The 22,841-nt window shown below is 72.3% G+C and carries 20 protein-coding genes and 1 pseudogene; 17 read left to right on the top strand and 4 right to left on the bottom strand.

Annotated elements, in window-relative coordinates; translation table 11 throughout:
- Window positions 1–640, bottom strand: a 640-nt coding sequence (locus ETD96_RS16365) for a PAS domain-containing protein (protein WP_205719300.1), incomplete at its 3' end; no start/stop codon positions are given.
- Window positions 641–1,019: 379 nt separating this feature from the next.
- Here ETD96_RS16365 and ETD96_RS16360 point away from each other — a divergent pair.
- From ETD96_RS16360 to ETD96_RS16330, 7 genes are all read left to right on the top strand, one after another.
- Complete coding sequence (locus ETD96_RS16360; RefSeq protein WP_138637322.1) at window positions 1,020–4,139, top strand: M14 family metallopeptidase; 3,120 nt, start codon at window positions 1,020–1,022, stop codon at window positions 4,137–4,139.
- A 487-nt stretch (window positions 4,140–4,626) separates the two neighbouring features.
- Window positions 4,627–5,328 carry a sigma-70 family RNA polymerase sigma factor gene (locus ETD96_RS16355; protein WP_274704614.1) on the top strand — a complete coding sequence of 234 codons (702 nt, stop codon included), beginning with the start codon at window positions 4,627–4,629 and terminating at the stop codon, window positions 5,326–5,328.
- A 366-nt stretch (window positions 5,329–5,694) separates the two neighbouring features.
- Window positions 5,695–6,063, top strand: coding sequence for an SSI family serine proteinase inhibitor (locus ETD96_RS16350; protein ID WP_138637321.1), 369 nt, complete (start codon window positions 5,695–5,697; stop codon window positions 6,061–6,063).
- Window positions 6,064–6,209: 146 nt separating this feature from the next.
- Entirely contained in the window at window positions 6,210–6,608 is a 399-nt protein-coding gene (locus ETD96_RS16345; RefSeq protein ID WP_240807723.1) for a CBS domain-containing protein, read from the top strand.
- Window positions 6,609–6,686: 78 nt separating this feature from the next.
- Entirely contained in the window at window positions 6,687–7,496 is an 810-nt protein-coding gene (locus ETD96_RS16340) for an ANTAR domain-containing response regulator (RefSeq protein WP_240807721.1), read from the top strand.
- A gap of 121 nt (window positions 7,497–7,617) precedes the next feature.
- Window positions 7,618–9,585: a SpoIIE family protein phosphatase gene (locus tag ETD96_RS16335; protein ID WP_138637318.1), complete on the top strand. Its 1,968-nt coding sequence runs from the start codon at window positions 7,618–7,620 to the stop codon at window positions 9,583–9,585.
- 54 nt (window positions 9,586–9,639) lie between these two features.
- A complete protein-coding gene (locus ETD96_RS16330) occupies window positions 9,640–10,143 on the top strand; it encodes a DUF6328 family protein (RefSeq protein ID WP_138637317.1) in 504 nt (167 codons plus the stop codon).
- A 25-nt stretch (window positions 10,144–10,168) separates the two neighbouring features.
- Here the strand turns inward: ETD96_RS16330 and proS are convergent, their stop codons facing one another.
- Complete coding sequence (gene proS / locus ETD96_RS16325; protein WP_240807720.1) at window positions 10,169–11,617, bottom strand: proline--tRNA ligase; 1,449 nt, start codon at window positions 11,615–11,617, stop codon at window positions 10,169–10,171.
- 58 nt (window positions 11,618–11,675) lie between these two features.
- On the opposite strand from proS, the gene ETD96_RS16320 reads away from it, so the two are divergent.
- Window positions 11,676–13,376 (top strand): proline--tRNA ligase, encoded by a 1,701-nt coding sequence (locus tag ETD96_RS16320; protein WP_138637316.1) that lies wholly within the window; start codon window positions 11,676–11,678, stop codon window positions 13,374–13,376.
- Window positions 13,377–13,380: 4 nt separating this feature from the next.
- On the opposite strand, the gene ETD96_RS16315 is transcribed toward ETD96_RS16320, so the two are convergent.
- Window positions 13,381–14,199, bottom strand: a complete 819-nt coding sequence (locus ETD96_RS16315) for a rhomboid family intramembrane serine protease (RefSeq protein WP_240807718.1) — start codon at window positions 14,197–14,199, stop codon at window positions 13,381–13,383.
- Between the two features lie 218 nt (window positions 14,200–14,417).
- Between ETD96_RS16315 and ETD96_RS16310 the strand changes: the two genes are divergently transcribed.
- From ETD96_RS16310 to ETD96_RS16300, 3 genes are all read left to right on the top strand, one after another.
- Window positions 14,418–16,061 carry an ABC-F family ATP-binding cassette domain-containing protein gene (locus tag ETD96_RS16310; RefSeq protein WP_138637314.1) on the top strand — a complete coding sequence of 548 codons (1,644 nt, stop codon included), beginning with the start codon at window positions 14,418–14,420 and terminating at the stop codon, window positions 16,059–16,061.
- A gap of 149 nt (window positions 16,062–16,210) precedes the next feature.
- A complete protein-coding gene (locus tag ETD96_RS16305) occupies window positions 16,211–17,326 on the top strand; it encodes a WD40/YVTN/BNR-like repeat-containing protein (protein WP_138637313.1) in 1,116 nt (371 codons plus the stop codon).
- Entirely contained in the window at window positions 17,323–17,619 is a 297-nt protein-coding gene (locus tag ETD96_RS16300; RefSeq protein WP_138637312.1) for a MoaD/ThiS family protein, read from the top strand. Before ETD96_RS16305 ends, ETD96_RS16300 begins: the two co-directional genes overlap by 4 nt.
- 61 nt (window positions 17,620–17,680) lie before the next feature.
- Here ETD96_RS16300 and ETD96_RS16295 read toward each other — a convergent pair whose 3' ends face one another.
- Complete coding sequence (locus ETD96_RS16295; protein WP_138637311.1) at window positions 17,681–18,055, bottom strand: SH3 domain-containing protein; 375 nt, start codon at window positions 18,053–18,055, stop codon at window positions 17,681–17,683.
- Window positions 18,056–18,236: 181 nt separating this feature from the next.
- On the opposite strand from ETD96_RS16295, the gene ETD96_RS16290 reads away from it, so the two are divergent.
- The 6 genes and pseudogenes from ETD96_RS16290 to ETD96_RS16265 all read left to right on the top strand — a co-directional run.
- Window positions 18,237–19,190 (top strand): NAD-dependent epimerase/dehydratase family protein, encoded by a 954-nt coding sequence (locus tag ETD96_RS16290; protein WP_240807716.1) that lies wholly within the window; start codon window positions 18,237–18,239, stop codon window positions 19,188–19,190.
- Complete coding sequence (locus tag ETD96_RS16285) at window positions 19,187–20,338, top strand: glycosyltransferase family 4 protein (RefSeq protein ID WP_138637310.1); 1,152 nt, start codon at window positions 19,187–19,189, stop codon at window positions 20,336–20,338. The genes ETD96_RS16290 and ETD96_RS16285 overlap by 4 nt, the downstream gene beginning before the upstream one ends.
- A 10-nt stretch (window positions 20,339–20,348) precedes the next feature.
- Entirely contained in the window at window positions 20,349–21,077 is a 729-nt protein-coding gene (locus ETD96_RS16280; RefSeq protein ID WP_138637309.1) for a hypothetical protein, read from the top strand.
- Window positions 21,074–21,427 (top strand): hypothetical protein, encoded by a 354-nt coding sequence (locus tag ETD96_RS16275; RefSeq protein WP_138637308.1) that lies wholly within the window; start codon window positions 21,074–21,076, stop codon window positions 21,425–21,427. The genes ETD96_RS16280 and ETD96_RS16275 overlap by 4 nt, the downstream gene beginning before the upstream one ends.
- Window positions 21,427–22,542 carry a glycosyltransferase family 4 protein gene (locus ETD96_RS16270; RefSeq protein WP_138637307.1) on the top strand — a complete coding sequence of 372 codons (1,116 nt, stop codon included), beginning with the start codon at window positions 21,427–21,429 and terminating at the stop codon, window positions 22,540–22,542. The genes ETD96_RS16275 and ETD96_RS16270 overlap by 1 nt, the downstream gene beginning before the upstream one ends.
- Window positions 22,539–22,841: pseudogene (locus tag ETD96_RS16265) on the top strand (hypothetical protein); the annotation flags it as partial. The gene ETD96_RS16270 and the pseudogene ETD96_RS16265, both read left to right, overlap by 4 nt.

Raw genomic sequence — 22,841 nt, 5'->3', positions numbered from 1 at the left:
GCCCCGCGGCGTGCGGGACGATCGGCAGCCGGATCGTCAGCCCGAGCGAGACGGCCGGGCAGCCGAGCCCGATCACCCGCGAGGTGATCTTCTCGGCCGCGGCCGGGTCGAGCGCGGGCAGCAGTTCGGCGAGCCGGCCGGCGAGCGAGCCCGCGACGGCGTCGGCGCCGTCCCCGGACGGGCCGGCGAGGGCGGGCTCGACGCGGAGCAGCCGGGCGGCCGGGCGGCGGACCGGGACCGGCCCGTCCGGCGGGGAGAGCAGCCGGTCGCCGATGGTGATGCCGATCCCGTCGCGGCGGAGCCGGCGCAGGTCGGCGGCGAGCGCCAGCACGCTGACGCCGCGTTCGCCGGGGGCCCGGTCGATGGGGTAGACCCACCACGCGATCTCGGCGGGCTCGCCGGTGTCGACCCGCGGCAGGGTGCAGGAGCCGCACCAGACGTGTCCGAAGGTCTCCGGTTCGAAGGCGCCGCGGTGCTCGGGCGGCAGCCGCAGCAGCGCCGCGGGCGGCCGGCCCAGGGCGCGCGGCGGCCCGACCCCGAAGAGTTCGGCGGCCGTGTCGTCCCAGTGGCTGATGTGGCCGTGCTCGTCGAGCGTGATGGCGGCCATCTTGGTCACTCCCAGCAGGTCGGCGATGACCATGCTGTCCCCCTTCCGGGCGCAGGACGCCCGAAGTCCCCGGCAACGCCTGGTAAAGGGGACGTTACCTGCTGTAAGGCAGGCGCGCTGCGACTCCGCCGAAAATGGTTCGGATAAGGGCCCACCCGCCTGCGGGCGGGTGCGGACGGGCCCCAATTGCGCGGCGAACGCGATCAGAGGCCGCGCGGGAACGGCGAGCACACGGGGGGCGCGGCCGCCAAGGCGCCCGCGCGGACCGGAGGTGGCCAGGACGACGGAATGCACCACCCGGGGTTATTCAGTGGCCAAATGCGGGCTTAGGCAACTATTGCCCCATTGACACCCTTTGCCCTCCGGCAGACGATCGCGCAACCCCCCGTTGTGATCCCTGCCAGGAGGCGCAATGCCGCGCACATCGGTCCGGCATCGAAGACTCACGCCCATCGCCGCCACGGCCGCGCTGCTGATCGGAGCGCTCGTCGCGGCGCCCGCGAACGCGGCGCCGGGGCCGGCCGCGTCCGGCCCCGCCGTGGGCGTCTACACCGCGGAGCTGACCCCCGACCAGGTGAAGGTCCTGAACGGCTCCGCCCTCGACCGGGAGGACGTCGGCTTCTCCAAGAGCGCGCAGAAGGACCGCGTGCACGTCGAGGTCGTCATGAGCGGCACCGAAGCCGCCGCGCTCAACGCGCGGGGTCTCGGCCTCACCGCCGTGAAGGGCGCCCGCCCGCGCGCGAAGGCCGCCGCCCAGAACGTCTTCCGCCCCTACAGCGGGCCCGGCAACCTCCGCGAGGAACTGCTCAAGGTCGCGGCCGACCACCCGTCCATCGCGAAGGCCGTGGACATCGGCACGTCCGTCAAGGGGCAGCCGATCACCGCCGTGCGGGTCGCCGGCAAGGAGCGGCGGGGGCAGCACAAGCGGCCCGTCGTCGTCTACCAGGCCGCCCAGCACGCCCGCGAGTGGATCACCCCGGAGATGGTCCGCCGGCTGCTGCACCACTACGTCGGCGGGTACGGGACGGACGCCGCGCTCACCAAGGTCATCGACACCACGGAGCTGTGGTTCATCCCGGTCGTCAACGTCGACGGCTACGACCTGACGTTCCAGGACGGCTTCCGGCTGTGGCGCAAGAACGTCCGCGACAACAACGGCGACGGCCAGATCACCGGCGCGGACGGCATCGACCTGAACCGGAACTTCCCCTACAAGTGGGGCTACGACAACGAGGGCTCCTCGGACCTGCCGTCCAGCCAGACCTACCGCGGCAGGTCGCCGGCGTCCGAGCCCGAGACGCAGGCGCAGCTGACCCTCTACAAGCGCGTCCGCCCCACCTACCTGATCAACTACCACTCGGCGGCGCAGCTGCTGCTGCACGGCGTGGGCTGGCAGGCCCTCACCCGCAGCCCGGACGACGCGATCCACGACGCGCTGCTCGGCGACATCGACCACCCCGCCGTCCCCGGCTACACGCCCGAGCTGGGCGCGCAGCTCTACACGACCAACGGCGACACCGACGGCCAGGTCGACAACCGGTACGGCACGCTCTCGATCACGCCCGAGATGGCGACCTGCACGACGGCCGCCAACGAGGACCCGGACGACGCCTGGGAGCCCGGCGACTGCGGCAGCGACTTCGAGTTCCCGGACGACGAGGCGCTGATCGAGCGCGAGTTCCGGAAGAACCTGCCGTTCGCGCTGTCGATCGGCACGTCCGCGCACACCCCCGACGAGCCGGTGTCGTCCGTGGGACGCACCGCGCCCGACTTCGAGACCGACGCGTTCGGCACGTCCTACGGGACGTCGCAGGAGGTCGCGTCCGTGATCCGCAGGTCGCTGCGCGGCAAGGAGCTGCGCTACCGGGTCAACGGCGGCCGGGTACAGCGCGGGAACGTGCGCGAGTGGCGCGGCGGCGAGCGGTTCGGCCACGACAACAAGGTCTACTACGCCGAGTACCGCGGCGAGATCAAGCGGCAGCGGCCCGGCGACCGGGTCGAGGTGTGGTTCACCGGCAGGAAGGGCCACAGGCAGGTGGAGAGCAAGCACTTCACCTACACCGTCCGCGATCAGAACAGAGCGGACGTCCTGATCGTCGCGGACGAGGACTACACCGGGATCAACCCGACCTACCCCGCCAAGGCGCCCCGGTACACGGGCCAGTACGCCGACCTGGTCAAGGCGGCGGGCCACCGGCCGCTCGTCTGGGACATCGACAAGGACGGCGTCCCGCACGACCTCGGCGTCCTGAAGCACTTCAAGGCCGTCGTCTGGTACCTCGGCGACAACCGCCTCACCCAGGACGCGGCCGACGACCCCGTGAAGACCTACATCGGCAACGCCCCCGACTCGCAGGTGGCCGACCGCGAGAAGGACCTCGTCCTCTCCGTCCGCTCCTACCTGAACGAGGGCGGCAAGCTCCTCCACACCGGCGAGACGACCGGCTACTACGGCCCGATCAGCCGGCTGAACGGAGGCGGCATCTACTACGGCCTCAAGGGCCACCCTGAGAAGCCGTGCGTGGTCACCGGCAACTTCCGGGACGACTGCGAACTGCTGTCGGACGACTTCCTCCAGTACTACCTTGGGGCCTACGACAGGCAGCGAGTGGGCGCGCCCACCGGCTTCGTCGGGACCGGCGCCCCGTTCGACGGGGTCACGTCCAAGCTCACCGGCACCGCGACCAACCCGGTGAACGAGGCCGGCGGGTTCCAGGTCACCTCGACCGTCCTGCCCAAGGCCGGCTTCCCGCAGTTCACCAGCTGGAAGGCCGGCGACTACACCGGCGCCGCCGCGCCCAGCGAGCCCGTAGAGGGCCAGTGGTACGTCGCGGGCCCGCACCAGGACGGCGCCTACCGCCGGCTGACCCGCACGATCGACCTCACGTCGGTCACCGCGGCCCAGGCCCCCACCCTGCAGGCCCAGCTCTCCTACAGCACCGAGACGGGCTTCGACAACATCATCGTCGAGGCGCACACCGCCGGGGCCGAGGACTGGACCACGCTGCCCGACAAGAACGGCCGGACGAGCACCACCGTCCCGGAGCAGTGCGAGCAGGGCTACTACCTGGACATGCACCCGTTCCTCAGCCACTACCTCACCGGCGGCAACCCCTGCGGCAACACCGGCACCTCCGGTCAGTGGAACGCCTTCACCGGCAACTCCAACGGCTGGGTCCCGGCCGCGTTCGACCTGTCCGCCTACGCGGGCAAGAAGGTGGAGGTGTCCCTCTCCTACGTGAGCGACCCCGCCACCGGCGGAACCGGGCTGTTCATCGACGACACCCGGCTGACCACGTCCGGCGGCCAGCTCGACGCCGAGGGCTTCGAGACGGGACTCGGCCCCTGGACGATCCAGGGCGCCCCCGCCGGCAGCCCCGGCAACGGCGCCGAGTACGTCCGCTCACAGGCCCTGATCGACTCCGTCTCCGCGGTGGCGACCCGGGACACCGTCCTCCTCGGCTTCGGCGTGGAGCAGTCCCCCGACGCCCCAACCCTGATCACCAAGGCCCTCGACCACCTGCTCGACTGACCGCGAACGCCCCCGGATGCGGCCCTCGTCCCGGAGCCTCGACGCTCCGGGCGGGGGCCGCGGCCCGCGTCCGGCCCGTCCTCCCGGCGCCGGGAATAGCGCGGCGTTCGCGGGCCTTATAGCAAGGGTTCACAGCGGGTTCGCCGACACGCCATGCGGATGTGATGAGCGACACCCCCAGGTGAGGCAACCTTTTGGACCCTTCCATGCGTCTTACCTGACAGGAAGACCACCGGCGGGTGGTCAAGCGCCTGATCGAGCACCGCCCGCGACGTCCCGGACCACCGGGGTCGCCCTGGCACCGCCGACCCGCGCAGAACCCTCGGCCCAGCCTCCGCGCGAGACCGGGGACCTTCTCCGAACCCGCCGGGAACGGTGGCACGTACCACTCAACGGGGGGCGGCATCATCCGCCCGGTCCGCGCGTGCCCCCGACCACGCGCCATGCAACCGGCCCCTTGCACCGGGCCCGACCACGGGGAGCGACGATGACCGCTGTCACCACGCCTGTCCGCGACAACGGCCGCGACGCCAGCCGAACGATCCGCACCACCGGCACGATGAGCATCAAGAGCAACACGAGCATCAAGAGCACCGCCACGACGAACGACCGCGCGAAGAGGAGCACCACGAACATCGAGAGCACCCAGCGCTACGAGCGGGACGTGCTTCCGCTGGCCGACCCGCTCTACGCCAGCGCCGTCCGGATGACCCGCAACTCCGCCGACGCCGAGGACCTCGTCCAGGAGACCCTCGCCAAGGCCTACGTGAACTTCCACCAGTTCCAGGAGGGCACGAACCTCAAGGCCTGGCTGCACCGGATCCTGACCAACAACTTCATCAACACCTACCGCAAGAAGCAGCGCGAGCCCCAGCGCGCCGGCTCCGAGGAGCTGGAGGAGTGGCAGCTCGCGCAGACCGAGGCGGACGCCTCCGGCTTCCGGTCCGCCGAGTCCGAGGCCCTCGACCGCATCCCCGACTCGCAGGTCATCGACGCGCTGCGCGCCCTGCCGAAGGACTTCCGCGACGCCGTCTACCTCGCCGACGTCGAGGGCTACGCCTACAAGGAGATCGCCGAGATGATGGGCACCCCCATCGGCACGGTGATGTCCCGCCTGCACCGCGGCCGCAAGCAGCTCCGCGAATCCCTCGCCGACCACCGCCGGGCCGCCCACATCCTCGCGGCGTGATTTCTTGTTCTGCCCTCGGCGGTCGGGCCTGGCGGCCCTTCCTTCCACGGGCAGAACGCGATCGCCGGCATCGCTCCGGCTCGCCTTGCGGCTCGCTTCGCGATCAGGTTTCTTGCTTCGCTTGAAACCTGGCTTCGCACGCGATCGCAATTTGAGATCTTTGCGTGCGGGGGTTACGGACGTGTTCCTTTCCGTCCGTGCGTGGCTTGGCGAGGAAAATGATCAGAACGTGATTTCGCATTCGCGATGATCGAAAAGCGTGGTCCCGCAGCTGCCCCGTGGCTGCGGGATCACTTGTTTCTCCGTACAGAACGTCATTGAGTCGCTACTCTGAGTTCAGGGTCCCTCGACCACTCGGAGTCTTTCGTGTCGAACCTCCTCACCGGGGTCATCGCGGGTGCGGTGATCGCCCTTGTGCCCGTCGTCCCGTCGGAGTCGACGGTGCGGCTCACGCTCACCCATCCCGGACGCGACACGTCCGGGACGCGGACCGTCACGCTGCGCTGCGATCCGCCGGGAGGCGGGCATCCCGCGGCGGCGCGGGCGTGCGCGGAACTGGAGGCGTCCGGCGGGAAGTTCGAGCATCCGCCGGACGGGCGGATGTGCACCGCCGTCCACGCGCCGGTCATCGCGCGGGCCGAAGGGCAGTGGAACGGAGAACCGGTGCGGTTCCGCGCCGAGTACGGCAACGACTGCGCGATGCAGTCGCGGACCGGTACCGTGTTCGCCTTCTGACCATGGGAAACGGGGCGAAGCGGTGGCCGATCCCGGATATGTCCGAATAGGCGCGCCGACCTTGGGTAAGGCGCGCACACGGGCCACGCGAGCCGCCGGCGATTCGGGAGGATGTGCGCGCGATGCCACCAAGGGTCAGCGATGTGATGACAGAGGCCCCGCTGTCATTGCCGCTGGACGCGACGCTGTACGAGGCGGCCCGTGTGATGCGGGACGAGGGGATCGGCGATGTGCTCGTCACCTACGCCGGCCGGTTGTGCGGAGTGGTCACCGACCGCGACATCGTGGTCCGCGCGGTGGCGGAGAGCCGTGACACGTCACTGACGCCCCTCGGCGACGTGTGCACGGCGGAGTTGACCACCGTCCGTCCCGACGACGACACCGGGACCGTCGCGCGGCTGATGTGCGAGCAGGCCGTGCGGAGGCTCCCCGTGGTGGACGCCGAGCAGCGCCCGGTGGGCATCGTGTCCATCGGCGACCTCGCGATGGCGAACGGGGACGCGGGGCCGCTCGGAGAGATCAGCAAGGCACCGCCCAACAACTAGGACCCCCCCATGAACCACGAGGGCCGCCGGGTGCGCGGGCATGCCCCGGAACCGCCCGGCCAGGATAATCTCGGAGGGGTGACGGCCACCGAAACGGTCCTGACGGACCAGCTCGCGCTCGAGATCGCCCGGCTGGGCATGGTCGGGGAGTCCTCCGACGTCGGCACCCTGCACCGGGTGACCGAGCTGGCCGCGCGCGCCGTGCCGGGCTGCGCCGGGGCGGCGAGCGTGCGGTGGGCGCTGCCGCCGGCGGCCGGCGGGGCGACCGCGTGGCCGGCGGCCGAGGACGCGGCGGCGGCGGACGCGGAGATCGCCGTGGACGCCGGCGCGCCGGAGGACGCGCGGCCCGAGCCGCTCGCGGCCGCCGCGAGCCATCCCGATCTCGCCGAGGTGACCGACCGGCAGCTGTCCCGCGGGCACGGGCCGATCTTCGACGTGGTGCGCGGGCGCCGGGTGCTCACCTCCGACGACATCCTCGCCGAGACCCGCTGGCCCGAGTCGATGTCGGACATGCTGCGCCGCGGGGTGCGCTGCTTCAGCACGACCCCGCACGTGAACCCGCCCGTCCTGGTCACGCTGACGCTGTACGGGGTGCTGCCGAAGGCGCTCGGCCACGGCCGGCACGCGCTCGCGGCGCTGCTGCTCGCGCAGGGCACCGCCGCCGTCTCCAACAGCCAGCAGTACGACGACGTGCACCGGACCGCCGTCCAGCTGCAGCAGGCGGTGGAGGCGCGCGCGGTCGTCGACCAGGCGAAGGGCATTCTGATGCACGCGCTGGGGTGCGACGCCGACGAGGCGTTCGCCGAGATGCGCCGTATCTCACAGACGCGTCATGTGAAGCTGACCGCGCTCGCACAGCGTATCGTCGGTCATCAGGGCCTTCCTTAGGCCGTGCTTACAGACGCATGCGGGTGAGGCGAATAGGCTGCTCGAAGCGGTTCCGCGGATCGTGGCCGGTCCGGGGAACCGAGCTGGTTCCGCCGTGTGACGCGGATGAGAGGGAGACCAGATGCACGATCAGCCCGACCAGCTCGAACCCGAGTCGCTGACCCGGGAGATCTCGGACCTCGAGGGGCGCATCGGCGAGCTGCGCCAGGCCGCCGGCGTCCCGGAGCCCGACCTGCGCGCCACGCTGGACGCGGCGCTGGTCGAGCTGGAGCTGGCCCTGACCGTGCTGCGCACGATGGGCGGCGAGCAGGCCGGCGAGCAGGGCGGATCGGCCGCGGCGGAGAACGAGCGCCGGGTGCTGCGCACCGTGTTCCAGGACGCCCCCGTCCCGCTGTTCCTGCTGGACCGGACGACCAGCGTCCGCCGCGTCAACCGGCAGGCGGCGATGCTGCTCGGCACGTCGTCCGGGTACGTGTCGGGCAAGCAGTTCACGGCGTTCTGCGACATGGCGACGCGGGCGGCGGTGCGGTCGCAGCTGGCCGCCGTGGTCCGGACGGGGCGGCGCCGCCGCGTCAACGTCCGCTTCCTCGGCCGGGACCGCCCGGTCGACGCGGTGGTGACGCTGGCGCGGGTGTGGATCCGCGGCGAACCCGACCCGATGGTCGTGGTCGCGGCCGGGCCGACCACCACCCCGACCGAGGACGAGCCGCGCAAGCAGCCGGCGCGGGGCCGGGGGCGGACGGCGCAGAACGCGCCGGCCGACGACGAGGCCGTGGCGACGATCGTCCACCGGATGGACGTCCTCGCCACCGCGAGCGAGCTGCTGCTGGACGAGCCGGTCTTCAACGAGACGGTGGCGGTGCGCCGCTGCGCCCGGCTGCTGGCCGCGGAGCTGGCCGACTGGGCGTTCATCGACCTGACCGGCTCGGGCGGCGGCCCGGGCGGCGCGCCGCAGGGCGGCATCCACGCGGCGGGCGCGAAGCCGGAGCTGCGCCGCCAGGTGGTGATGGGCCCGGAGGACGAGCACTCCGTCGAGGCCGCGCGGATGCTGGAGGAGGTCGAGCCCGGCCAGGGCACCCTCCCGCACACGGTGTACGTCACCCGGCAGAGCGCGCTGCGCCCGCACCTGGAGAACCTCGACGTGCTCGGCGTCTGCCCGGACGGCCAGCCCGTCTGCGGCAAGATCGGCGCGACGTCGGTGCTGAGCGTGCCGATCGAGGACGGCGACCGCGCGATCGGCACGATCACGCTGGCGGCGAGCGGCGAGTACGGCCCGTTCGACCTGATGGACCTCGGGGTCGTGCAGCGGCTCGGCCGGTACCTGGCGCTGGTGATCCGGGCGGCGCGGCTGTACCGGCGGCGCGCCGAGGTCGCCGACACGCTGCAGGCGGGGCTGCTGCCGAAGACGCTGCCGTCGATCCCGGGCGTGCGGGTGGCCGCCAAGTACCTGACGTCCACGCACGGTTCGGACGTGGGCGGCGACTTCTACGACGTGTTCCGCACGGAGAGCGGCTGGGGGCTCGTCCTCGGCGACGTGTGCGGCAAGGGCGAGGACGCGGCGGCGGTGACGGCGACGGCGCGGCACTGCGTGCGGCTCGCGTCGCGGTGGAAGTCCTCCCCCGGGGACGTCCTCGGCATCGTGAACGAGGCGCTGCTGGAGGAGGACCGGTTCGTCACGGCGGTGATGGCGGGGCTGACGCTGGAGACCGAGCGGGTCGTCGTCGCGCTGGGCACGGCCGGGCATCCGCCGGCGATCGTGGTGCGCGCCGACGGGGTGATCAGGTCGGCGTCGCGGGGCGGTGTCCCGCTCGGCCTGTTCGAGGACTTCGAGGCCGGGCTCGACACCATCGACCTCACCGTGGGCGACACGCTGATCCTGCATTCCGACGGGGTGCTGGAGGCGTGCGACATGACGCGGCAGGAGTTCGGCCAGGAGCGGCTGCTGGAGGCGCTGGCCGGGCACGCCGGCGACACGCCGGAGGGCATGCTCGCGGGGGTGGAGCGGGCGCTGCTCGACTTCTGCGACGGGGACCTGCGCGACGACGTGTCGATGCTCGCGCTGCGGGTGGAACAGCCCACGCTGAACTAGCCCGCACGAGCAAGATGTCGGGATGATGGTCGTTTAGCCGGGTAGATCGGGAACATGACCGTCGATCCCGCCGACAAGCCCCGCAACGAGACCGAGCACGAGCGGCTGGACCGGCAGCTGATGGAGCTGCTGCAGGGCTTCCGGGTCGCGACGACCGGGGTGCAGGTGCTGTTCGCGTTCCTGCTGACCGTCCCGTTCTCCGCCGGTTTCGACAAGGTGGACGGCGCCGGGACGACGCTGTTCTACATCGCGCTGTTCGGCGCGGCGTTCGCGTCGATCTGCTTCATCGCGCCCGCGTTCCAGCACCGCATCCTGTTCCGGCTCGGGCAGAAGGAACTGCTGATCAAGCGGGCCAACCAGTACGGCATCGCGGGCGCGTTCGCGCTGGCGGTCTCGATCACCGCGGCGACCATGCTGATCGTCGAGTCGCTGTCGGAGCGGACGGTCCCGGTCGTCCTCACGGCCGTGGGGATCCTGGCGCTGAGCGGCTGGGTGTGGTTCGTCCAGCCGTACCTGACCCGGATGAAGGCGAACGCCCGCGCGGAGGGTGACACGTGACCGCGCGGGCGCCCCTTCTCGGCGGTCAGTAGGCGCGGCCGAAGATGACGCGCTTGCCGTAGGCGGACGGGCGGCCGCACTTGACGCAGGCGCCGGTCTCCTCGGGCGCGTCCGCCGGGATGACCCGCGGGGTCGCGGCGGTGTCGGCCTTGATCGCGTCCTCGCACTGGGTCTCGCCGCAGTGGAAGGCGCGGGCCCAGCCGGTGGCGACCTGCGCGGCGAACGCGTCCCAGCCGTCCACGACGGCGGTGTTGTCGTCGCGGAAGCGCTCGGCCCTCGCCAGCAGGAACGCCTGGAAGTCGGCGAGCATCCCGGGCAGCACCTCGGGCACCTTGGCGAGCGGGATCTGCTCCTTGCCCTGCCCCTCGACGGTCGGCAGCCGCCGGACGACGGTCGCGACGCCGTTCTCGATGTCGCGCATGCCGAGCTCGATGCGGACCGGGACGCCGCGCATCTCCCACTCGTTGAACTTGAAGCCGGGCGACAGCTGCGGGCGGTTGTCGTCGACGTGCACCCGGATGCCCATCGCCTTGATCGCGGCGCCCAGCTTGCGGGCCTCGGCGGCGGCCTGCTCGCCCTGCTCCTTACGCCCGATCGGGACGATCACGACCTGGTAGGGGGCGAGCCGCGGCGGCAGCACGAGGCCCTTGTCGTCCCCGTGCGTCATGATCACGCCGCCGATCATGCGGGTGCTCATCCCCCAGGACGTCGTGTGGGCGTGGGTGAGCTTGCCCGCCTCGTCCTGGTACTGGATCTCGAACGCCTTGGCGAAGTTGGTGCCGAGGTAGTGCGACGTGCCGGCCTGCAGGGCCCGGCCGTCCCGCATCATGCCCTCGATCGTGTAGGTGCGGACGGCGCCGGCGAACCGCTCGCCGGGCGTCTTCTCCCCCGGCACGACCGGCATCGCGGCGAGGTCGCGGGCGACGGCGGCGTAGGCGTCCAGCGCCCACATCGTCTCGCGCATCGCGTCGTCCTCGTCGATGTGCGCGGTGTGGCCCTCCTGCCAGAGGAACTCGGTCGTGCGCAGGAACATCCGGGGCCGCATCTCCCACCGGACGACGTTCGCCCACTGGTTCAGCAGCAGCGGCAGGTCGCGGTGGGAGTCGATCCACTTGGCCATGTACTCGCCGATGACGGTCTCGGACGTGGGCCGCACGACGAGCGGCTCCTCCAGGTCCTTGCCGCCCGCGTGGGTGACGACCGCGAGCTCCGGCGAGAAGCCCTCGACGTGCTCGGCCTCGCGCTTGAGGTAGGACTCCGGGATGAACATCGGGAAGCAGGCGTTGTCGTGGCCCGCGTCCTTGATGCGCCGGTCCAGGTCGGCCTGGAGCAGCTCCCACATCCGGAAACCGTACGGTCGGATGACCATCGTGCCGCGCACCGGGCCGCGGTCGACGAGCTGGGCCTGCACGACCACCTCGTTGTACCAGGCGGAGAAATCCTCGCTCTGCGGCGTCACACCTTCTCGACTCACGGCAAACAAGGGTACTGACCCTCGGCATCGGTCCGGGCACCTTCGCTACCCTCGCGGGATGCGCTGGTCCCAGATGTTCGCGCCCACGCTCCGCGAGGACCCGGCGGAGGCGGACGCGGCGAGCCACCGGCTGCTGCTGCGCGCCGGGTTCGTCCGGCAGCTCACCGCCGGGCACTACTCGCTGCTGCCGCTGGCCGTCCGCGTCCGGTCGAAGATCATCGCCATCGTCCGGGAGGAGATGGACGGGATCGGCGCGCAGGAGATGCTGCTGCCGGCGCTGCACCCGGCGGAGCCGTGGCGCAGGTCGGGCCGCTGGGAGCTGATGGGCCAGGAGATGTTCCGGCTCCGCGACCGGCGCGGCGCCGACCACGCCCTCGGCATGACGCACGAGGAGATCTTCGCGACGGTCGCGCGGGAGCTCAGCTCCTACCGGCAGCTGCCGCAGCAGTGGTACCAGTTCCAGACGAAGTTCCGGGACGAGCCGCGCCCCAAGGGCGGCCTCATGCGGACCCGCGAGTTCACCATGAAGGACGCCTACAGCTTCGACGTCGACCCCGCCGGGCTCGACGCGTCGTTCGCGTCCTACCAGGGCGCCTACACGCGGATCTTCGCGCGGCTGGGGGTGCCGACGCTGGTGTGCGAGGCGTCCAGCGGCACCATGGGCGGCTCCGGCTCGACCGAGTTCATGTGCCCGTCCGACGCCGGCGAGGACCTCGTCGCCCACTGCCCGTCCTGCGGGTACGCGGCGAACGTCGAGCGGGCGACGTCGGCGCTGCCGGCCGCGTCCGACGGCCCCGGCCCGCCGGCGCCGGAGCGGTTCGACACGCCCGGCGTCCGCACCATCGAGGATCTGCTGGCCTACGGCGCGCCGGGCGACCGCCAGATCAAGACGCTCGTGTACATGCTGGACGGCGCGCTCACGCTCGTCCTGCTGCGCGGCGACCATCCGCTGAACGAGCAGAAGCTCGTGGACGCGACCGGCGCGGCGGAGATCCGCGCCGCCGAGCCGCAGGAGATCCAGGACGCGCTCGGCGCGCTGCCCGGCAGCCTCGGCGCGGTCGGCGCGGCCCTCCCGGTGATCGCGGACGAGGCGCTGCGCGGCCGCCGCGACATGTTCACCGGCGCGAACACCGACGACGTCCACCTGCGCGGCGTGGACGTCGGCCGCGACATCGAGGTCGGCGCCTGGGCCGACCTGCGGGAGGTGGCGGCCGGGGAGCCGTGCGTCCGCTGCGGGACGCCGCTGGAGATCGTCCGCGCCATCGAGGTCGGGCACATCTTCAAGCTCGGCGACCGCTACTCCCGGGCGCTCGGCGTCGAGGTCCTGGACCCGGACGGCCGGCGCGTCCCGGTGGTCATGGGCAGCTACGGGATCGGCGTGGAGCGGGCGATGGCCGCGATCGTCGAGACCCACCACGACGAGCGCGGCATCGTGTGGCCCGTCTCCGTGGCGCCGTTCCAGGTGGTGGTCGTCCCCGCCCAGTCCGACGACCCGGGCGTGTCGGGGGCGGCCGAGGGCGTCTACGCCGCGCTGTCGGCCGCCGGGGCGGAGGTCGTGATCGACGACCGTCCCGAGCGGGCGGGCGTGAAGTTCCGCGACGCGGAGCTGACCGGCATCCCGTTCCGCGTCACGATCGGCCGCCGCGGCCTGGCCGAGGGCGTCGCCGAGGTGACCACCCGCGCCACCGGCGAGACGTCCAAGATCGCCTTGGACGCGGTGGCCGCCCACGTCGAAGCACTGCTGGCGAAGACGGCCTGAAGGGTCACAGCAGGGTGCCGCCCAGCTCCCCCGTCTTGACCACCACCAGGACGGCCAGCAGGACGAACACGGCCGCGGCGGCACCGGCCTGGACGAGAAGCCGCCGTTCCCGCGGGGCGTGGGCGAAGGCGATCGCGACGGCGCCGCCCGCCAGAAGGCCGCCCAGGTGCCCCTGCCAGGAGGCGATCCCGGCCGAGACGACCAGCCAGATCAGGGCGAGCACGACGAGCCGGTTCGCCTCGTCCATGCGGTGCCCGAGCCGGCGCATGAAGATCCAGTAGGCGGCGGTGAGCCCGAACACCGCCCCGGACGCGCCGACCGCGTTCATGCCCGGGTCGATCAGGTAACCGAGCACCGAGCCGCCCAGCGCGGACAGCAGGTACAGGGCGAGGAACCGCCCGCGGCCGAGCATCTCCTCGGTCGGCCGGCCGAGCCGCCACAGCCACCACATGTTGAACACGATGTGGAGGATCCCGAACCCGCCCTCCGTCGGCGGCAGATGCACGAACGCCGACGTGATGAGCCGGTACCACTCGCCGTGGGCCACCCCAACGGACTCGAACCCGGCGTAGGCCGTCCCGTCGGCCACGAAGAGGTCGCCGTCCGGCCCGACGAGCCCGATGCCCAGCGACCCGAGCTTGTCGACGAGATCCGGCTTGGCCAACTCACCCAGATAGACCAGCACGTTCACCGCGATGAGCACGTACGTCACCCACGGCGTGACCGAGACCGTGCCGCCGAAGACCGTGCGCCCCTGCCGGACGGTCTTGTTGCCCTCCCGTACACAGTCGACGCACTGCTGCCCCACCGCCGCCGTGCGCATGCAGTCCGGGCAGATGTAGCGGTCACACCTCGAACAGCGGACGTACGTCTCACGCTTGGGGTGCCTGTAGCACGCGGGGGCCTCTTGTGTCGCCGTCATCATCCAACCTCTCCGGGAGCCGGAGATCATAGCCGCAACCGCCGACACGCCCCGGGAAAACCGTTTGACGCCCCCGCCGTCGCCTCCGGAGACTCGATGGGTCATCGAGGGGGAGAAACGTGGGACACGTCGAAGTCGGCCATATCAGCCATGTGCTGCCGGACGGCCGCACACTCCTGGACGACGTGTCCTTCCGCGTCGGCGAAGGCGTCACGGCGGCCCTCGTCGGCCCGAACGGCGCCGGCAAGACGACCCTCCTGCGGCTGATCGCCGGGGACCTCGTCCCCCAGTCCGGGACGGTCGGGCACAGCGGCGGCATCGGCGTGATGCGGCAGTTCATCGGCAGCATGCGGGACGACTCCTCGGTGCACGACCTGCTGCTGTCCCTGGCGCCGCCCCGCGTGCGGTCGGCGGCCGAAGCGGTCGAGGCGGCCGAGCTCGCGATGATGGAGCGCGACGACGAACCGACGCAGCTCCGCTACGCCACGGCCCTTTCGGGCTGGGGCGACGCGGGCGGCTACGAGATCGAGGTGCTCTGGGACGCCTGCTGCGTGGCGGCGCTGGGCGTCTCCTACGACTCGTGCCGCTGGCGTGAGGTGCGCACCCTCTCGGGCGGCGAGCAGAAACGCCTGGCTCTGGAAGCCCTGCTGCGCGGCCCAGACGAAGTCCTCCTCCTGGACGAGCCGGACAACTACCTCGACGTCCCGGGCAAGCGCTGGCTGGAAGAACGACTCCGCGAAACCCCGAAGACCGTCCTGCTCGTGTCCCACGACCGCGAACTCCTCGACCGCTCCGCCGACCGGATCGTCACCGTCGAGGCGGCCAACGTGTGGATCCACGGCGGCCGCTTCGCCACCTACGCCGCCGCACGCCGCGACCGCAACGAACGGCTCGAAGAGCTGCGCCGCCGCTGGGACGAGGAGCACGCGAAGCTCAAGGACCTCGTCAACATGCTCCGCACCAAGGCGACGGTCAACGACGGCTTCGCGTCCCGCTACCGCGCGGCGCAGACCCGCCTGCGCAAGTTCGAGGAGGCGGGCCCGCCCGAGATCCCGCCCCGCGACCAGAACCTCAAGATGCGCCTGCGCGGCGGCCGCACCGGCAAGCGCTCGGTGATCTGCGAGAACCTGGAACTGACGGGCCTGATGAAGCCCTTCGACACCGAGATCTGGTACGGCGAGCGCGTGGCGGTCCTGGGCTCCAACGGCTCGGGCAAGTCCCACTTCCTGCGCCTCCTCACGGCCATCGCGGAAGCACTCCCCCGAGGCGCGACCCCGGTGGAACCCGTCGCCCACACCGGCGTCGCCCGCCTGGGCGCCCGCGTCGTCCCCGGCCTGTTCGCGCAGACCCACGCCCGTCCCGACCTGGCCGGACGCACCCCGTGCGAGATCGTCATGACCGAGCACGCCCGCCTCCGCAACGACGCCATGAGCGCCCTGGCCCGCTACGAGCTGAGCGTCTGCGCCGAGCAGCCCTTCGAGACCCTCTCCGGCGGCCAGCAGGCCCGCCTGCAGATCCTCCTGCTGGAACTCGGCGGCGCCACGCTCCTCCTCCTGGACGAACCCACCGACAACCTGGACCTGGCCAGCGCCGAAGCCCTCCAGGAGGGCCTGGAGTCCTACGAGGGAACGGTCATCTCCGTCACCCACGACCGCTGGTTCGCCCGCGCCTTCGACCGCCACCTCATCTTCGGCGCCGACGGCACCGTCTACGAGTCCCCCGAACCCGTCTGGGACGAAACCCGGGTGAACCGCCCCCGCTGACCCCCGCGAAGGCGCGAAGGATCTGTCGCGGACGGGTGCTCGCGAGCTGATCGGCGGCATCCCGTGGTCGGAGCACCGATGAGTTTTCCGGAGGACGGGAGTCAGCATCGCCGGTGAAGTCATGCCGGACGGCTCTTGGAGGGGGCACCATGACCGGGGTTCGGGTTCTCGTCGGTACGCGGAAGGGCGCGTTCATCCTCACGGCGGACGGCGCGCGCAGGGACTGGGCGGTCAGCGGGCCGCACTTCGGCGGGTGGGAGATCTACCACGTGGCGGGGTCGCCCGCCGATCCGGCGCGGCTGTACGCGTCGCAGTCCACGGGGTGGTTCGGGCAGATGATCCAGCGGTCGGACGATGGCGGCGCGTCCTGGCGGCCGATGGCGAACGAGTTCGCCTACGACGGCGTGCCCGGCACGCACCAGTGGTACGACGGGACGCCCAGGCCGTGGGAGTTCAAGCGGGTCTGGCATCTGGAGGCGTCGCCCACCGATCCCGACATCGTGCACGCCGGGGTCGAGGATGCCGCGCTGTTCCGCACGGTCGACGGCGGGGCGTCCTGGCAGGAGCTGCCGGGGCTGCGCGAGCACGGGTCGGGGCCGTCCTGGCAGCCGGGCGCGGGCGGGATGTGCCTGCACACGATCGTGCGGGACCCCGCGGACGCGGCGCGGATGTACGCGGCCATCTCGGCGGCGGGCGTGTTCCGGACGGACGACGCCGGCAAGACGTGGCGGGCGGTCAACCGCGGGCTGCGGTCGGAGGGCATCCCCGACCCGGACGCCGAGGTCGGGCACTGCGTGCACCGCATCGCGCTGCACCCGTCGCGGCCCGAGGTGCTGTTCCTGCAGAAGCACTGGGACGTCATGCGCAGCGACGACGCGGGCGAGACGTGGCACGAGATCAGCGGCGACCTGCCGAGCGACTTCGGGTTCCCGATCGCGGTGCACGCCCACGAGCCGGACACCGTGTACGTCGTCCCGATCAAGAGCGACTCCGAGCACTACCCGCCGGAGGGGCGGCTGCGCGTGTACCGCAGCCGGGTCGGCGGTGACGAGTGGGAGCCGCTGACCGCGGGGCTGCCGCAGGAGCACTGCTACGTCAACGTGCTGCGGGACGCGATGGCCGTCGACTCGCTCGACGCGTGCGGCGTCTACTTCGGCACGACGGGCGGGCAGGTGTACGCGTCCGCCGACGCCGGGGACACCTGGGCGCCGATCGTCCGCGACCTGCCGGCGGTGCTGTCGGTGGAAGTCCAGACGCTGCCGTGATCCGCGTCGTGCTGCCCGCGCACCTGCGCGTCCTGGCGGAGGTGGAGGGCGAGGTGGAGCTGGACGTGCGCGAGCCGGTCACGCTGTGCTCGGTGCTGGACGCCCTGGAGGCGTGGTACCCGGTGCTGCGCGGCACGATCCGGGACCGCTCCACCGGTCGCCGCCGCGCGTTCGTCCGCTTCTTCGCCTGCGAGGAGGACTTCTCCCATGACCCGCCGGAGACCGTCCTGCCCGCGCGGGTCGCGGCGGGGGCCGAGCCGTTCATGGTGGTCGGCGCCATGGCCGGCGGGTGACAGTCCAGGTCCGTGAGGGGCCAGGGGCGGCGGACCGCCCCTGCCCCCGGATCCGGCTCGGCTAGCAGCGGTGGACCTTGCCCTTCACGATCCGGACGTAGGCGCCCGAGACGTAGTTCTTGGGGCTGCTGTACCCCAGGCGGTACCAGACGCGGGTGTTGCGGATCTTCTGCCCCCGCGTCCAGCACTTGATGAAGAACCGCTGGCCGGGCTGCAGCCAGCCGACCCGCTTGGAGTGCGTGGTCGGCTTCGTGCGGATCGCGAGCCGGTGACGGCTGATCACCTTCCCCGTCGCGTACTGGTACGCGGCGGCCGCCGGCGTGCTCGTCCCCTCGGCGGCCGGCGGAGCCGACGCCTGCGCGGCGGGCGCGCCGGCGAGGCCGGCGCCGACGGTGCCCGCGAGCAGCAGGGTTGCGAAACTATGGCGTAGTTTCACGAACTCTCCCTTTCAAAAGTGTGTTGACAGGCATGACAGTCCCGCCCCTCTGTGACTGAAAACTAACTCTAAGTAACGACAGTGGGCGGCTATGTTCGCTCCATCCGTCCCGGTGATCGTCCTGGTTGAGCTGGGACGCGAGCCCTGTCCGGGTTCGGGGTCCTACGGATAAAGTGCCCGGGTGCGGGTGGTCGTGACGGGTGCTGCGGGGTTCATCGGGAGCCATGTCGTCGACGCGTGCTCGGGTGCCGGGCACGAGGTGCTCGCCGTCGACGCGCCCGCGCGGTCGCTGACTCCGGGCCTCGCACGGCGGACGTGGGCGCGGGTCGCGGCGCGGCCCGGTGTCGTCGCCGCCGACGTCGATCTCGCGGTGGACGAGCTGGACGCCGTCGCCAGGGCGGACGTCGTCCTGCATCTGGCGGGGCGGCCCGGCGTGCGGGATTCGTGGGGGCCGGGGCGGGCCGTCGCCGAGCGGGACAACGTGACGGCGACGCGGCGGCTGCTCGCGGCGTGCCTGGCGGCGGGGCGCAGGCCGAAGGTGGTCGTCGCGTCGAGCTCGTCGGTGTACGGGTCGGCGGGGCGGCGGCCGAACCGGGAGGACGACCGGCTCCGGCCGGAGAGCCCCTACGCGGTCAGCAAGGTCGAGGTGGAGCGGCTCGCGGGCCTCGCGGCGGACGCCGGGCTCCGCGTCGTCGTGCTCAGGTACTTCTCGGTGTACGGGCCCCGGCAGCGGCCCGACATGGCGTTCCACCGGTTCGTGGAGGCGGCGCTGGACGGGCGCCCGCTGCCGGTGTTCGGCGACGGGCACCGGTCGCGCAGCTTCACGCATGTGCGGGACGTGGTGGCGGCGACGCTCGCGGCGGCGGCCGAGGAGCTGCCGTCCGGCATCGCCGTCAACGTCGGCCATCCCGAGCATGTGGCCGTGCGGGACGCGATCGCGATGCTCGTCGACGCCCTGGGCGTCCAGGCGGAGATCCAGCGGGAGACGCCGGTGGCCGGTGACGCGCACCGGACGTGGGCCGACACCGGGCGCGCCCGGGAGCTGCTCGGCTGGGAGCCCGCGATCGGTCTCCGAGAGGGGCTCGACGACCAGATCGCCTGGCATCGGGCGTCGGCGGAGGTGCGCGTCGGATGAGGCACAGAGCGGCCTACGTCGCGTTCGATCGGTTCCCGTCCAGCAAGGGGTCGGCGGTGCACATCGCGCAGATGGCCGACGAGCTGTTCGACCGGTACGGCGGCGGGCTCCTCGGCGTGATCGGCGGCGGTGACCTGCCCCGCTACCAGCGGGAGGGGACGCGCGAGATCGCGCGGTTCGACACGCCCGTCCCGAATCTGATCGACCGGGCCGAGGCGTTCTCCGGCTGGGTGGCCGACCATCTGGCGCCGCACTGGGAGACCCTTGAGGTCTGCCACGTGCGGGACCCCTGGAGCGCGCTGCCGGCGGTCGCGGACGGCCGCCGCCACAAGGTCGTGTACGAGGTCAACGGCCTGCCGTCCATCGAGATGAGCCACACGTGGCCGTGGGCGGCGCCGAGCACGCTCGGCAAGATCCGCGAGCTGGAGCGGTTCTGCCTGGAGCGCAGCGACGCGGTCGTGGTGCCGTCGCGGGTGATCGGCGACGCGGTCCGGGAGCGGGGCGTCCCCGAGCACAAGGTGCGTCTGGTGCCGAACGGCGCGGACGTGCCCGGTGAAACCGAACGGCCCGCCGATGCGCCTGAGCGTTATGTCATCTATGTCGGCGCGATGCAGCCGTGGCAGGGGCTGGACGTGCTGATGCGCGCGTTCGCCCGGCTCGCCGACCTCGACGGGCTGCGGCTGGTGGTGTGCGCGTCCGTCCCGGAGCGGCGGGCGAAGCCGGTGCGGCGGCTCGCCGAGCGGCTCGGGGTCGCCGACCGGATCGACTGGCGGTTCACGCTGCCGCACCACGAGGTCGCCGCCTGGCTGGCGCACGCCGAGGCGTCGCTGGCGCCGCTGACCGGCTGCGCCCGCAACCTCGACCAGGGCTGCGCGCCGCTGAAGGTCATCGAGTCGATGGCGGCGGGCGTCCCGGTCGTCGCGTCGGACCTGCCGGCGGTCCGCGAGCTGATGGCGGACGGGGAGCACGGGCGGCTCGTCCCGGCCGACCGTCCCGCCGAGCTGGCGCGGGCCGTCCGCGTCCTGCTGGAGTACCCGCACGAGGCCGCCGCGATGGGGCGACGGGGCCGCGAGCACATCGAGGAGAGCCTGACCTGGGCGCGGTCCCGCGCCCGACTGGCCGAGGTCTACCGCACGCTAGGTCGATAGGTGGTTCGACATGTTCTGGCGTAAGCAGAAGGCCGCCATCGAGCGGTTCCACCCGCTGCACAAGGCGCTCACGCTGGAGAAGGGGTTCTCCGTCTCGCTGCGGCGCGACGACTGGGAGCCGGTGATCCAGAGCCTCGCGGGGCACCGCACCGTGGTGAAGCGGCGCAAGTGGCAGCTTTCCGGGCGAGTCCCGGCCGTCCTCGTCCCGCTGCTGCGGGTGCTGGCCGCCGACATGCCGCCGGACGGGGTGCTGTCCGTCGCCGCCGACCTGCGCGGCTCCGACCTGCCGGAGAAGTGCGGCCCGCAGCACGACGTGCCCGTCCAGCGGCCGGTCATCTCGATGAAGCAGTGGTACGCGTTCGACCCGTGGCTGCGGATGCGGGCGGAGCTGCGCGACGGCAGCGTCCTGGAACTCGCCGTCACCGACCGGGTCCGCTACCGCCGGCGCAAGAAGCGCAACCCGCGCGGCAAGGTCAAGATCAAGACCAAGACGAAGACCACCCAGCTCGTGCGGGTCACCCGGCGGCTGGGCAAGGATGCGGTCGTCCGGCAGCCGTCGTCACCGCCGCCGCGCTGGCTCAAGGTGCAGGTCAAACCGGGGAAGCGGATGGTGATCCGGGTGGACGGGAAGCTGCGCGGCGTGCAGGAGGGCAAGGCCATGCTCGACCGCATCCTGGACGTGTCGACGGAGCCGTTCCGGTGGACCCCGCCCGGCACGGCCGCGAGGAGGGCCAAGTGACCCGCTGCACCGTGACCACCGGATTCTTCGTCCTCGGCCGCTGCGGCCAGGCGGCGGTGGCGGCCTGCCCGCACTGCGCGCGTCCCGTCTGCGCGGCGCACGCGGCGCCGGGCGGGGCGTGCCCCGAGTGCGCGGCGGCGCGCGGGTACCGCACGCAGGACCCGCACGACCCGACATGGGTGGGGAACCGCCGGCGCGAGTACTACCACCGCAGCTCGCAGACCTACCAGGACACGTACTGGTACTCGTCGTTCGACGAGTACGACCGGGGCGCGTTCAACCCGGGTGACGACTACTCCTACGGCGGCGACTGGGGTCCGGACGACGACACCGGCTTCGTGGACAGCTGATGCACCGCGTCCTGTGGCTCACCGAGCACTACCCGCCGAGCCAGGGCGGCATGGCGCAGTCGTGCGACCGGATCGTGCGGGGCCTGCGCGGCGCCGGGGTCGAGGTGGACGTCGCTCACCTGACGCGGCGCGCCCGCCCGTGGGGCGTGAAGCGGGAGCACGGCGGACGGCTGCTGACGGCCCCGCTCGGCGACGACTCCGAGCACGCTCTGCGCCGGCTGTGGACGACGATCACCGCCGAAGACCTCACCGGCTACAGCCATGTGGTGGCGTTCGGCGGCGTGTACGCGATGCTCGCCGCGCCCGTGCTGTCCTCGCTGCTGCACGCCCCGCTGGTCACGCTGCTGCGCGGCAACGACATCGACGTCGGCGTGTTCTCGATGCGGCGGCGCGGGGTGCTGGCGGACGCGCTGCGCGCCTCGGCCCAGGTCTGCGTCGTCGCCCGGTCGCACGCGCCGCTGGTGGCGGCGCTCGCCCCGGACGCGGCCGTCGAGTTCGTCGCGAACAGCGTCGACACGGCGCAGTGGCGGATCCTGCCGTCCGAGCGGGCCGCGGGCCTCGCGTGGCGGGACGCGAACGTCGAGCCGGGCCGCCGCACGATCGGCCTCATCGGGCAGCTCAAGGTCAAGAAGGGCGTCGGCTTCCTGCTGGACGCGCTGGCCGCGTCGGGGCACGCCGGCGCGTTCCACCTGGTGCTCGTCGGCGAGGTCGAGGAGTCGGTGCGGGAGTGGCTCGCCGCGCACGACGTCCCGCACTCCTTCCTGCCGTTCATGGAGCGCTACGACCTGCCGGCCGTCTACGCGGGCTGCGACCTCGTCGCGCTCCCGTCGTTCTATGACGGGATGCCGAACGTGGCGCTGGAGGCGGCGGCGCTCGGCGTGCCGCTGCTCGCCTCGGACGGCGGCGGCCTCGCCGACCTGGTGGACGACGAGATCGGATTCACGTTCCCCGCCGGGGACGCGCACGCCTGCCGCGCGGCCGTCGACCGGGCCGCCCGCGCGGGCGCCGACGAGCTGGCGAAGCTCGGCGCGGCGGGCGCGGAGCGGATCCGCCGCGACTTCACCCCGGCCGCCGAGACCGCCGGGTACCTGGCCGTCCTCGACGCGGCCCGGTGATCGTCTGCTACGCCGCCGGGGACGGGCTCGGCCATCTGACGCGGCTCCGGGCGGCGCTGCTCACCCTGGGCATGGACGGCCCGGTGACGGTGGTGACCGGTTCCCGGTTCGGCGGCGACGCGCGCGTCACGGGCGGCTGGCGGGTCGTGGAGAGCGCGGCGGGGCTCGCACCGGACGAAGTGGTCGTCGACGCGTTCCCCGCCGGGCTGAAGGGCGAACTGACCCGCTTCCCGTCCGGGACGAGGGTCACGCACCTGGCCCGACTGCTGCGCTGGGACGCGTACCGTCCGCTGCTGCCG

The sequence above is a fragment of the Actinomadura geliboluensis genome (assembly GCF_005889745.1).
Lineage (GTDB): Bacteria > Actinomycetota > Actinomycetes > Streptosporangiales > Streptosporangiaceae > Spirillospora > Spirillospora geliboluensis.
This window is presented reverse-complemented; position numbering and strand designations above follow the sequence as displayed.

Coding starts and splice junctions, on each gene's coding strand:
- ETD96_RS16355 (WP_274704614.1), top strand. CDS start 4,627: ATGACCGCTGTCACCACGCCTGTCCGCGACAACGGCCGCGACGCCAGC.
- ETD96_RS16280 (WP_138637309.1), top strand. CDS start 20,349: ATGTTCTGGCGTAAGCAGAAGGCCGCCATCGAGCGGTTCCACCCGCTG.
- ETD96_RS16360 (WP_138637322.1), top strand. CDS start 1,020: ATGCCGCGCACATCGGTCCGGCATCGAAGACTCACGCCCATCGCCGCC.
- ETD96_RS16330 (WP_138637317.1), top strand. CDS start 9,640: ATGACCGTCGATCCCGCCGACAAGCCCCGCAACGAGACCGAGCACGAG.
- ETD96_RS16315 (WP_240807718.1), bottom strand. CDS start 14,199: ATGCGCACGGCGGCGGTGGGGCAGCAGTGCGTCGACTGTGTACGGGAG.
- ETD96_RS16285 (WP_138637310.1), top strand. CDS start 19,187: ATGAGGCACAGAGCGGCCTACGTCGCGTTCGATCGGTTCCCGTCCAGC.
- ETD96_RS16305 (WP_138637313.1), top strand. CDS start 16,211: ATGACCGGGGTTCGGGTTCTCGTCGGTACGCGGAAGGGCGCGTTCATC.
- ETD96_RS16345 (WP_240807723.1), top strand. CDS start 6,210: ATGACAGAGGCCCCGCTGTCATTGCCGCTGGACGCGACGCTGTACGAG.
- ETD96_RS16335 (WP_138637318.1), top strand. CDS start 7,618: ATGCACGATCAGCCCGACCAGCTCGAACCCGAGTCGCTGACCCGGGAG.
- ETD96_RS16270 (WP_138637307.1), top strand. CDS start 21,427: ATGCACCGCGTCCTGTGGCTCACCGAGCACTACCCGCCGAGCCAGGGC.
- ETD96_RS16320 (WP_138637316.1), top strand. CDS start 11,676: ATGCGCTGGTCCCAGATGTTCGCGCCCACGCTCCGCGAGGACCCGGCG.